We start from the raw sequence: 11362 nt of genomic DNA, 5'->3' as shown, positions 1-11362 counted from the left end.
GCCGCTCCTGGCCCGTTCGGTTATTGTCCGCACCTCTCCGCTGCACCCGTAGCTCAGCTGGATAGAGCGCTGCCCTCCGAAGGCAAGGCTAAGTCAAGCGCGCTGCGGGTGAGGGTCAAAAAAATCGAGGGAAACCAAGCGATTGGTGAAGCTCGAAGGAAGTAGGAAAATCGCTTCTGTGGTCGCGGAAGCACTGCGGAAGCAAATGGTAGGGAGCGTGTAGAGGACGAACGGCGACAATCGGCGGGACTGAATCCCGTGACGTTTGCGCTGATGCGAATGTCGGATTCGAGATTGACCCTGTTCGGTCTCAGACACTATTTGAAGATTAATGCACCCATAGCTCAGCTGGATAGAGCGCTACCCTCCGAAGGTAGAGGCCTCAGGTTCGAATCCTGATGGGTGCGCCATCCTCTTCAGTGATATCCCAACTCATCTAATCATATTTGAGTTCACGGTAGCCTCTGTACCGTGCAGCACGTCCGCTCGCGCTAAGGAATGCGGCCCCCTAGAACGAGATGCAAAGCGAACTACCGCATGCTCAGCGTAACCGGTAGTTGCCGTCGCGATCGTAGTTGGGAGAACCATACTGACCAAACCCGTTCCACATCAGATCAAAGAGCGGGCGCAGAATAGCCGTAGGAGCTACCTTGGTGAGAGCCTCATCAATCATCAGCTCGGGTAGGAGCATTTTGTCCGAGCGGTGCGGATACGAGAGGCCGCCTCGCCACTCATCGGTCGGCGCGCAATGGCCTCTCACGCCTACAAGGGAGAGCATCAGATAGTACGGCGGAGGAACGGACAATCGCTGCAGTTCGGAAAGAATGTGCTGCAAAGCAGGAGCGATCTCTTGCTCAATACCTGAGAGCGAAAGCTGTCGCCTCCCGTCTCGTTCTCCCGCGTAGACTTGGCCCACAGCCTCGACTGCGCCGTTTCGAAAGAGCGTCGAAAACGCGCGAACGGATTCAAACTGTTCTTCGGGGCCCGAATAAGTGACGAGGCCATCGAGAGAATACATTGAATTCCAACCACTCGCCCCAAGCGGGCGGATGCCGGTTCCGTGAGGGTCAAAACGGAGCTGGATATCCTCGGTGAATGCAGCTTGGGGCACGATGTGCAAAATTAGCCTCGGGCTTGCATCGTTTACAGCCAACGGGCCTTCGTTGGCGATCAAGAGTTCAAGCCTCTCTGACCGAAAACGGCGAATCCGGTCCTCGACTTCGGACGCGAAAAGAAAGGCGCGACGCAGTTCGTTCACGGACATCGGGTGTTTCCCATTCTCATCGCGCAAGAAAAAGCGGTTGTCGCGCGCGACCGCTACGCGGTGCGGTGCGCTCCAACTCCGTTCAACCTGGATCACCAGCACCCCCCGGGTAGCTTCGATTTCCATCCAGCGTACGCGCACACCAAGGATGGGTGGTTCGATAGACGCGCGGATAGATTCCGTAATCCCGCGCACGAGCGCGTCTGGATTCTCTGAATCGACGCCCACGATCTTCGAGGCGATCCCGTTCTCCTCCTCGATGCCGATCAGCAGGTGGCCGCCCAGCGCATTGGCCATAGCCGACACATCAGCAGCAAATTCGCGCTTGGCATCGTCGGTTCGACCATAGTGATCACGCTTGAACTCAAGACGTCGACCTTCAGGAATTCTGGCCTCGACCAAGGCCTGGAGATCGGCGACGGAAACTTCATCAATGGCTTTGCCGAACATGGCTAGAGACCTCAAAAGGGACCGCACGAATAATCATACTCAGGTGCAGCATGTGGTGTCCGAGACGGAGGCGTTCGTTCCTGGTCCGGCACCATCTTTGGGAGAAGCGCGACCCGGAATTCTAAATCAACTGCGATTCGGCGTGTTGCCGGGAGAGCTGCACGGGTGAAGCGTCTTTGGCGATCGCCCACCCCGGCAGCGCATCAAGGTATTTGAGTTCGTCGCGGATCACGGGATCCAGCGCTTCCGGGAGCAGATGCCTGAGAAGACGCCACTCCGCCGATGATTGCTCGTCCTTCTGGTGATCGGCACTGTGACGACGCAGATGGTCGCCAACCTTGGTCGCAAGCAGGTCCGCCATAGACGTATTCGCAATGAGCTTGGTCAGCAGATTGGTATAGGGCGAGAGCGTTCCGGAATGCAGATAGGTGTTGAGCATTGCGCGGATGTTCGGGTGACCGCTTGCGTAGTTGCGCTCCTTACCATTGGCCGTCGCAACAATCGAGAAAGCAGCGGCGACAAGCAGGCTTTGCGGGCGCTCGAGATCACAAAGTGAACCAAAGTGGTCCCAATCCGCCAACGCCTCGAACCAAGGGCGACGCCGGCCTTCGATCTCCGCCAGGAGCGGTGTCGCGATCCGGTCTTCGTGAAAGGGAAGCTTCGACCTAGGGATTGTCAGTTCGTCGAACCGGACAAGCTTTGGCGCATCGAAGCCCTCGTCGTTCCGCAGATAGCAGGTCAATACGAGCGTTTTTTGCTCCTTCGACGCTGCGACCGCGGAGGGGTCGAGAACGAAGGCGTTGCCGCGATGCCTGCGGATCACATCGCGAAAGCTCTGTTGAACGTCGGCGGAGGTGTCCATGCCGAACAGGATCCAGAGCAGCGGAATCCCCTCGTACTCATAGTGTTTGCAGCGCGCTGAAATCTCCGTCTGGAAGGTGCCCGACAGCTGGAATTCAATTGCGAAGGCGCCGTAGCCCTCCCATTCGACATAAATATCCGGATAGCGGCCGTGCGCGTTTTCGGTCGGCGGCAGATATTCGGCGATCGTGTGTCTGATATGGCGTTCATCAAGAGCGACAAGCTCTGCGATCTGTTCGCACATCAGACGGTGAAAAGTTGATTCCTGGCGCCCCTGATACTGCGCAGCACGGACGTCGTCAGGCATGGCATTGCGCCCATGATGCCAAGGACAGTCGGGATCGCTTCCGCTGTAGTGGGCGAACAACGGACGGCTCGTTCCGCCCAGACGTGCTGTTCGGATGTAAACTTCGCCCTCGCAGGCCATGCAGCGGGCAACAAGCCCGTCTTTGCCGTGACGGCGGTCCGTGATGCGGTCGCGTAGCAGACCCCATCTGTCTTCTGGCATCGCGAGGAGGTCTCGGGCCATGATCGGTCCGATGCCTTCAATCAAGGCGGCTTCGATGATTCGTTGGGGCTTTCGCGCCATCCGATTTGGCTACCTTATGGCCACCTCGCGCTAACCCAAATCATAGACTGAGCGAAGAACGGCGACGGCTTCATCGCGCGTAAACGGCACCTCAAAGGCCTTGGGATCGAGGGTCGCGTCAGCCTGAGCCAGGTCGAGGAATTTTCGGAGATCCTCGCGAATCGGATCGGCCAGCTCGATCGAGGCGGTTTTGGGCAGCAGCTGAACTAATCGAAACACGTCGTTTCGATGTTTTTTGATATTCTTGCCATCGATTTTTTCGCCTGTTTCCGCGCGAGCGGTTAAATCGAGGAAGGCGCGGGCCTTGAAGGGAATGAGCAGCGTTTCGTCGATGACCGTGACGCCGTCCACCTGCCGTTTGGCCGCCTGCAGTGCGTCGTAATAGCCCTCATCCAGGAGAATCGCCGAGAGGCTGACGATATCCTCTTCTACGGGGATGGGCGTCAGGCCCACATCTTCCGAAAGATCGAGGGTCCCCGGCTTGCGCGAAAAGAGCTCGATCATGAAAGGGAAGCTTTGATCCTTCGGCTTATGAAAGCGATAGAACTCCTTCTTGCCATCGCTTCGCTCGCGCGCCTGATATCCGCCTGCATCCAGAAACGCCTTGAAGGCCGCGCCAAATGCAGCGTCGACCACCTCGACACAGAGCACCATGTCGATGTCCTTGGTCGCTCTGAATGGGAGACCGGCGGCATCGAACAGCAGGTCGCATGCCGCACCGCCGATGATCACGTAGTGGCCCTCATGCCCGGCGAAATGCTCCCGGAACTTGTCGATGCCGGCTACCATAGGATGTTCTCCAAAAGATGTTCCGCCGCCATGGCGACACGTTCGTCACGGTGATCGCTGAACTGCGCGTAAAGCGACAGAGGGTCCACGGTGTCGGTGTCAGACAATGCAGCGGGGTCGTAGGACCACGTTTCGACGGCGAGATCGGCTTGATCGCGGCTGGTTTCAACGAAGCCGGAGGTCTGTGCGATCGCCTTCCAATCGTTGGCGGCGACAGCGTAGGTGACGATCAACGGCCGAGATAGATCGGTCAGCGCGGCAAGCGCCGATTCGCCAGCCTGCTTGAGCGGTGCCTGGAAGTGATCGCCTCGGACGAACTTTACAGCGCGCACCGGGCTGCGGAGGAGATCGCGCGCTGCCTCGAACAGCTGGCGTCCATCGGACTTGAACCGGATATGTCTTTCCTTGCCATGCTTTTCGGTAAGCGCGACGCCCGATTCTACCAGGTCGTCGAAAGCGCGACCGATTGACATTGCCGAGTAGCGCAGTCGCGCCGCAATAAGCGACGGGATCGTCGCATTCTCGTCGTGCCGCAAAAGATGGTCGAACAACACGGCCTGAGCCGCTGGTGACAGACCGTCCTCATGCCGTTGCCTGGGAGCGCGGAAATGTTCGCGCAGATCCATGGCGAGGTCAGGGATGTAAAGCTGGTTGCCCGGAACGACGAAGGGCACGCCTTGGCCGATGAGGCGTGAGCGATTATGCGCGCTCAGCGATGGAGCTGCGAAGACGACGATTGCATCAACAGATTTGCGAACCAGACCGATGTGCTTCGCGATGGCGGAAGGGGTAGCGGCATTGTTTAAGGCGGCAAGAAAGACGCACCGCCTTCCGGCTATTCGGGCTTCGTAGAAAGTGTAGGCTCGCTCGAGAAATGACGGCAGGACGTCTGCGTTCGCAAATTCCCCGACCAGAACGCGGTAATGAAGCGTGTCTCCGAGATAGCGTTCAAGCGCTCCGGCGAACGCTCCCTTGGAGGTGATATGGTCTATTCCCAACATTGGTCCGCACGCTAACAGTGGTAGAGTTACTATGCAAGAATGATGTTAGGAACGCTCGCCGGCGGCTCACGAAAGCGCGGAGCGGTAGGGTGCAGAACGAGCTGGCGCCTGCCTGCTAAGTGCTGCCGCGACCGTCTCCGTACGGAAACTACGGAAAATCGTGGAGCACTCTAGCGTACCCTTGACGGCTTAAGAATCGCTCACTACATTCACTTCACACTAGTGAGGATAATGAGTTGCGGCATCAACTGCTCAACATGATGGATGGGCGCAGCGTTTTCTCCGGCGGCATACCCGGGCGGAAATTGCAAACGGCGTTGATCGCCGCAACTCCGTCCGTCGACGTGCCGACAGCTACTTTCCTCGACTTCAAAGGTGTGGCAGTGGCGACGAGCTCCTTCCTGCGCGAGGCGGTCATCGGCTTCCGCGACTATGCGCGCTTGTCCCTCGTCAACGTCTACCCAGTCGCTGCCAACTTGGAGCCCGCGGTCCTCGAAGAGCTCGAGTTCTTCTTGCGCAGCCGCAACGACGTGATCTGGGCCTGCGACCTCGACGAAACTGAACGAGTGAACGGCGCGCGGTTGCTGGGGGGCCTTGATCCGGCTCAGCGGATGACGTTCGACGCAGTCCGCGAACTCGGGGCTGTCACCGCGCCTGAACTCGCCGCGCGCTTCCCGGATCAGAGCATTGGCCCGACCGCCTGGAACAACCGCCTCTCCGGCCTCACCGCGAAGGGGCTCCTGGTTGAGCGAAGGATCGGGAAAACCAAGTCGTTCAGCCTCCTTCTGGAGAATGCGTAATGGGTCTCGACTACGTCCGCGCCCAAACGGGCAAGCCGTGGAAGAAGCGTTGGAACGGCGGATTGAACCGCCTTAAGCAACCGACCCTGCTCGATCTCACAATGTCAGAGGCCGCGCGCATCGTAACGGTCGAGCTTCAACCTGGTGTATCGCCGAAGGCGGGCGAACCCCTCATCGTCGAAAGCGGCCCCGCCGGTATCACAGTTAGTGACGGGCTGCGCTCCATCGGCCGCGTCCCCAATCCCTCCACCGACCTCGCGGCCGCCCTCGCCAGCGGCGGCGGCTACGCGGAGGGGACACTTCAGCGTATCGGCCTGTTCGGCGACACAGCAGAGGTCAGCATCCGATGAACGAGCGTCCGCCGAACGAGCCCTCTCGTCGCTTCCCACAGCCGCAGCGGCTGTGGGACTATCCCACACGCCACGCGCCTTCGCTCGGCTGCCCCACGTGTCTCGAGTTCAGCCGCTGTGGTGGTGTCCACACCGACGCCGGCGTTCTCGACTGTCGCGACCTATGCTCGTGCCGCGACAAGAGCCGTTGCGACATGGTCTGCCGCTTCAATCCTCGTGTCTTTGTGGCACGTATGCGCGAAGTCGGCGGGCTCTCGTTCGAGACCGCGCCGCGCGTCCCCGTCTGCGGCGTGCCCGACCTGCCGCGCGTCGTTCCCTTCGTGGACCATCGCTACGGGCGCGCCTCAACGTTGAACGAGCCAGTTGTCGCCTTGTCGCTCTACGAGGTCGTCAACATGGCAACCGGAGCCCTGCACGTTACGTCGCGCCAGGCGCTCGGAGACCGTTTCCTTATCCCACCCAATGCCACGGTCGTCCTGAGCGGCGTTGACAAAGATGGCCCGATCGAACGCTGGTGGGAGCTTCCGAACCGTCAAGAGATCCTCGCCGGGCTTGCGCGCCTAGGCGTCGCGGTTGTTACCACGCCCAACTATAGCGTGCTCACCGACGTCCCGAGGACGGACAACCTCCATGCCATGAAGCGCATCTTGCTCGCTTGGACGGAGATGGCAGCAGCCGGCTTCCCGGCCGCGCTTCACATCAATGCCCGCACCGACCACGACTATCGCCGCTGGGGCGAGCTGGTCGCCAAGCGGCCGGAGATCGAGATTCTCGCATTCGAGTTCGCGACGGGCGGCGGGCGCGGCGAACGCATTGACTGGCACGTCGAGCAGCTCTGCAATCTCGCGGACCGAGTCGGCAGACCGCTTACGCTCATGATCCGCGGCGGAGGCCGAAAGGCCGCGCTGCTGCGCCGTCACTTCGCCCACGTCACCCTGATCGAGACTGAGGCCTTCGCGCGGGCAATCCGCCGCCGACGCGCGGTGCTCACCGAATCTGGCCGCCTCAGATGGGCGTCCTCGCCGACCCTGAAGGGTGCCCCCATCGACGATCTCGTCGCTCATAACGTCAAAGTCGTCCGCTTGGCGCACGAGCGCGGCGTCGAGCCGGCGCCGCGGTCACGTCTCGCCGCGACGCCGCGACGTGCATCTAACCGTAATGATCAGCCCGTCCAGCTGAGCCTTCTGGGCGACCTCGTACTGGCCGCTGAGGCTGGGAGCGTCGCCCCAGAGCCGCAGCACGTGATCGCCGCTGCGAAAGCGTAGCTCAGCCGAGTCATGCGCCAGAGCCCGGAACAATTGCCCGATCCCGTAGCCCCGCCCGCTGGCACTGCCGTGGCGCGAGGCGCCGTCCGAGACAGCGACCCGCAGCGCATCGCCGGAGTCGGCGATCTGCGCGAATTCGAGATTCTCGCGCAGGCTTGCAAGAACCCCCACACCGGCGTCGGCGACGACGAACTCGAACGTTCCGTTCACCGCGGCGTAGGCCACCAGGCCGGTCTCCGGATGGCCGCTGTGCTGGCAAACATTTTCCTGCAGTTCGCCCAGCGCACCCATCAGTCCGCTGACAAGACCGCGCGCCAACCCGGACGCCACCGCTGCGTTCTCGGCGTGGCTCATCCATTGATGCCACTGACTATCGTCACCCGCCGGGTCGAGCTGAGCCAAGGGAAAGACGCCTGCAATATCACGGGCGCCGTTTCCACTAATACGGCCGGCGACCAAACCATCCAGAACCAGATCAAAGAATGGCGGCGTGACTGTGATCGCGGTGTAGGCCGTCGCGGCCGCCCGAGCGGCGAACGCCAGTTCGACCAACGGGCCGATCTGTCCCGACCGTCCGACAGTGATCGCGCCGCGACTGGCCAACCGGCCAGCCTCAGCCTGCCAAAGAAGATCGTCGGCAACATCAAAGGTCGCCGCGAGTGCGCCAGACCTTTCGTTGCCCAACTTCGCCCCCGCCGCTGGTCGCACATTTCTTCCGCCAGCGCGACTACACAACGTAGAGTAGAGATCGCCTGCGGTCGATATCAAACCTTTGATTTCTACAACAAATCAGGCCGGCCGGCCGCGACAATTCGCATCGCGCTGATCTCCGGCTCATCCCAACATCTGAATTGCCGAGATAGATCGCGCATCAGTTTTATCTATACGATCACTACGGGGGGAAGATGCACAAGCACGATCTGATTCGTCATCTGAGCTTTGTCCAGCAGGCTCTTTCACAGAGTCGGAAGCCGATCGGCTTTTTCATCGGGGCTGGGTGCCCGCTCTCCGTCCGCGTCAATGAACGCATTGAGGGCGGCAACAGGATGACGGATCCATTGATTTGGGACGTTACCGGCCTGACTATAGTTATTGCCTCACAATTGGACGCCCAACAAAAGGCAACGTGGGACAAGGTGGTCACCGTCGTAACCGCTGATGGCGGGGACGGCGCCAATATCGAATTGCTGCTGAGCCGGATTCGCACGTTTGCGAGCGTCGCCGGCTCGGGCGAAGTCCGCGGACTGACATCCGCAGAACTCTCCGCCCTCGACACGGCGATCTGCGCCATCATTTCCAAGGAGGTGACGCGCGAACTGCCGAACAAGGACACACCTTACCACAATCTCGCGGTCTGGAGCCGTTCGATCCGACGGGAAAGGCCGGTCCATATCTTCACTACCAATTACGATTTGTTGCTCGAACAAGCGCTAGAGGAAAGTTCGGCTCCTTATTTCGATGGGTTTGTCGGCACTCGTAAGGCCTTCTTCGACCTTGGTGCGGTGGAAGATGAAGGATTGCTGCCGCCGCGCTGGACTCGACTCTGGAAAATCCATGGTTCACTCAACTGGCGCCTTGAAAGGAATCAGTCGGTTGTACGCAGCGACCAGAAAAGCGCTGAACAGGGCTACCTGATCTATCCTTCGCATCTCAAATACGATCAGAGCCGTAAGATGCCTTATCTCGCCATGCTCGATCGACTCAAGGCCTTTCTGCTTGCGCCATCGGCGCTCCTGTTCGTGTGTGGCTATTCGTTCGCCGACGAGCACATCAATGACGTAATCTGTCGCAGCCTAGAGTCCAATCCTAGCGCCCAGATGTTCGGTGCGCTCTTCGGCAAGATCGATGATCCGCGCTACGCGTTGGCGCGCCAATGCGCGCTCGAGACCCCTAATCTCAGTCTGTTCGGTTTTGATGGTGCTATCATCGGTCGAAATAAAGGCGTCTGGGCGTCAGATGACCCGGACGCGATTCCCTTTCCGGCAGGCCTCATCGAGAAAGACGGCGATAACATATCCTTCCGATTGGGCGACTTCGCCGCCCTCGGCGCACTCCTTCGCAACTTGGCGGTCGGGGAAACGAGCCACGATGGTGTCTGAATTGCGCGGTGGGGCGACCGTCATCGGGACGGTCCAAGATGTCAGCGGCACAACGGTCAGCGTGACGCTTAACGCAGACCGCTTTTCTGCGCTGAGTTTCATCAACGGCCAAGGGTACAAAATTGGCCAAATCGGCAGCTTTGTCAAAATACCGGTGGGCTATGTTGATCTGTACGGCGTCGTCTCGCAGGTCGGGGCGAGCGCGGTGCCTGAAAATGCGCAGACGGTAATGCCCAATGGTCTTCGCTGGATGACCATCCAACTGATTGGCGAAGGTTATCGTTCGGGGCGTTTCCAGCGTGGTATTTCGCAATATCCAACCTTCGACGACGAGGTGCACATCGTCTCTGAAGGCGACCTCCAGGCGATCTACGGACGGCTCGACAAGCAGAATCATCTCGTCCGGGTCGGTCATGTCGCTGGAAGCGAATCAATCGATGCTCTGATTGACATCAACAAGCTCGTCACCCGTCACTCAGCCGTCGTGGGTACGACCGGGTCGGGGAAATCGACGACCGTCGCAGGCCTGCTCAACGTGCTTTCCGACGAAACCCGCTTCCCCTCCGCCAGGATCCTCGTTCTTGATCTCCACGGCGAATATGCGCGCGCGCTTGGCGATCGAGCGCATATTTTTAAGATCAGTCCGGACGAACGCAAACCCAACGAGCACAGGCTTTGCATTCCCTTCTGGGCTTTGAGCTTTGACGAGCTCGTTCGTGTCACATTTGGCTCGCTCCCCAGCGACGGCAAGGCCCGAAACATCATCCTCGAACGCGTCCAGGCGGCGAAGATCGCAAGCCTCGCGGCGCAGCCGATCGTTGGGGTCGACCCTATTGATGTGACCGCCGACAGCCCAATCCCGTTTTCGCTAAACAAGCTATGGCATGATCTCTATTGCACTGAGTTTGGCACCTATTTCAGCGCCGGAGGCGCCAATTCGGGCGACCCAGCGACCTGGGCGTATGAGAAGGACGCTACCAACGCGAAGCTCGTGGGAGATGCTCAGGCGGGCGTCCCACCGCGCTTCCGCAAGGTGAAGAACGTTCAGGCTGATCCGGAGAAAATCAACTATCTTCCCGATCCGCTCAACATCAGGCCGCAATTGGAGGCACTCGGCGCGAGGTTGCGCGTATCGCGCTATGATTTTCTCCTCAAGGCCGGCGACTGGCACCCGGACCTCAGTGGCGCTGTTACGAAAACGCTTTCGGACCTGATCAGCCAATGGATTGGAAACGATCGCCCGATCACTATCCTCGACTTGTCCGGTATTCCGTCAACAGTGACCAACGACATTATCGGCAACGTGCTGCGCGTGTTGTATGATGCATTGTTTTGGGCACGCAATCTGTCGGAGGGCGGGCGCGAGCGGCCGTTGCTGATCGTGATGGAGGAGGCGCATACCTATCTCAACGACGATTGCGAGAGTGCCGCGTCGATCGCGACGCAGCGGATCGTGAAAGAAGGACGCAAATACGGCATCGGCGCAATGATCGTCAGTCAACGCCCCTCGGAGATCAACTCCACAATTCTTTCGCAATGCGGCACATTCTTCGCGATGCGGCTCAGTAATGCGACCGATCGCTCTCATGTAACTGGCGCGCTTTCGGACAACCTGGAGGGGCTGACGAGCATGCTTCCGGTTCTGCGAACCGGCGAGGCGATTATTCTTGGCGAGGCTGTTGGCCTTCCCATGCGAACGATGATTCAGGCCCCGCCCAAAGATCGGCGTCCTGACAGCCAGGATCCCCTGGTGTGCGACGAGTCGCCACCCGACGAGTCGATGACGCCGGGCGGATGGAACCTGAAGAACCATCTCGCACCGGATTACGGATATTTCGTCCGAACCTGGTTGCAACAAAATCCGACACCCCCCTCACCCGAGAAAGGATAAGCT

Annotated in this window: 9 protein-coding genes and 1 tRNA gene; 6 read left to right on the top strand and 4 right to left on the bottom strand. The window is 59.7% G+C overall.

Going from position 1 to position 11362, the window contains the following annotated elements:
* Positions 1-333: 333 nt before the first annotated feature.
* Positions 334-410: transfer RNA gene (locus L2U69_RS13495), tRNA-Arg, on the top strand.
* 131 nt (positions 411-541) lie between these two features.
* Here L2U69_RS13495 and L2U69_RS13490 read toward each other — a convergent pair.
* The 4 genes from L2U69_RS13490 to L2U69_RS13475 all read right to left on the bottom strand — a co-directional run bounded on the left by L2U69_RS13490 (position 542) and on the right by L2U69_RS13475 (position 4954).
* The gene (locus L2U69_RS13490) at positions 542-1714 is read right to left on the bottom strand and encodes an AlbA family DNA-binding domain-containing protein (RefSeq protein ID WP_236107632.1); all 1173 of its coding nucleotides are present in this window, start codon (positions 1712-1714) and stop codon (positions 542-544) included.
* Between the two features lie 121 nt (positions 1715-1835).
* Positions 1836-3164: a competence protein CoiA family protein gene (locus L2U69_RS13485; RefSeq protein ID WP_236107631.1), complete on the bottom strand. Its 1329-nt coding sequence runs from the start codon at positions 3162-3164 to the stop codon at positions 1836-1838.
* A gap of 30 nt (positions 3165-3194) precedes the next feature.
* On the bottom strand, positions 3195-3953 hold the full coding sequence (locus L2U69_RS13480; RefSeq protein ID WP_236107630.1) for a hypothetical protein: 759 nt from the start codon (positions 3951-3953) through the stop codon (positions 3195-3197).
* Positions 3947-4954 carry a hypothetical protein gene (locus tag L2U69_RS13475; RefSeq protein WP_236107629.1) on the bottom strand — a complete coding sequence of 336 codons (1008 nt, stop codon included), beginning with the start codon at positions 4952-4954 and terminating at the stop codon, positions 3947-3949. The genes L2U69_RS13480 and L2U69_RS13475 overlap by 7 nt, the downstream gene beginning before the upstream one ends.
* A gap of 236 nt (positions 4955-5190) precedes the next feature.
* On the opposite strand from L2U69_RS13475, the gene L2U69_RS13470 reads away from it, so the two are divergent.
* The 5 genes from L2U69_RS13470 (at position 5191) to L2U69_RS13450 (ending at position 11359) form a co-directional block, all read left to right on the top strand.
* Positions 5191-5754 (top strand): hypothetical protein, encoded by a 564-nt coding sequence (locus L2U69_RS13470; RefSeq protein ID WP_236107628.1) that lies wholly within the window; start codon positions 5191-5193, stop codon positions 5752-5754.
* Positions 5754-6104 (top strand): hypothetical protein, encoded by a 351-nt coding sequence (locus L2U69_RS13465; RefSeq protein ID WP_236107627.1) that lies wholly within the window; start codon positions 5754-5756, stop codon positions 6102-6104. The genes L2U69_RS13470 and L2U69_RS13465 overlap by 1 nt, the downstream gene beginning before the upstream one ends.
* Positions 6101-7369 carry a hypothetical protein gene (locus L2U69_RS13460; RefSeq protein WP_236107626.1) on the top strand — a complete coding sequence of 423 codons (1269 nt, stop codon included), beginning with the start codon at positions 6101-6103 and terminating at the stop codon, positions 7367-7369. Before L2U69_RS13465 ends, L2U69_RS13460 begins: the two co-directional genes overlap by 4 nt.
* A 905-nt stretch (positions 7370-8274) precedes the next feature.
* Entirely contained in the window at positions 8275-9468 is a 1194-nt protein-coding gene (locus tag L2U69_RS13455) for an SIR2 family NAD-dependent protein deacylase (RefSeq protein ID WP_236107625.1), read from the top strand.
* On the top strand, positions 9458-11359 hold the full coding sequence (locus L2U69_RS13450; protein WP_236107624.1) for an ATP-binding protein: 1902 nt from the start codon (positions 9458-9460) through the stop codon (positions 11357-11359). The genes L2U69_RS13455 and L2U69_RS13450 overlap by 11 nt, the downstream gene beginning before the upstream one ends.
* The last annotated feature ends 3 nt before the right edge of the window (positions 11360-11362 follow it).

It is taken from the genome of Zavarzinia marina, from assembly GCF_021568905.1.
Lineage (GTDB): Bacteria > Pseudomonadota > Alphaproteobacteria > Zavarziniales > Zavarziniaceae > Zavarzinia > Zavarzinia marina.
The sequence above is the reverse complement of the archived record's forward strand: the minus strand, read 5'-3'. Positions and strand labels throughout refer to the sequence as shown.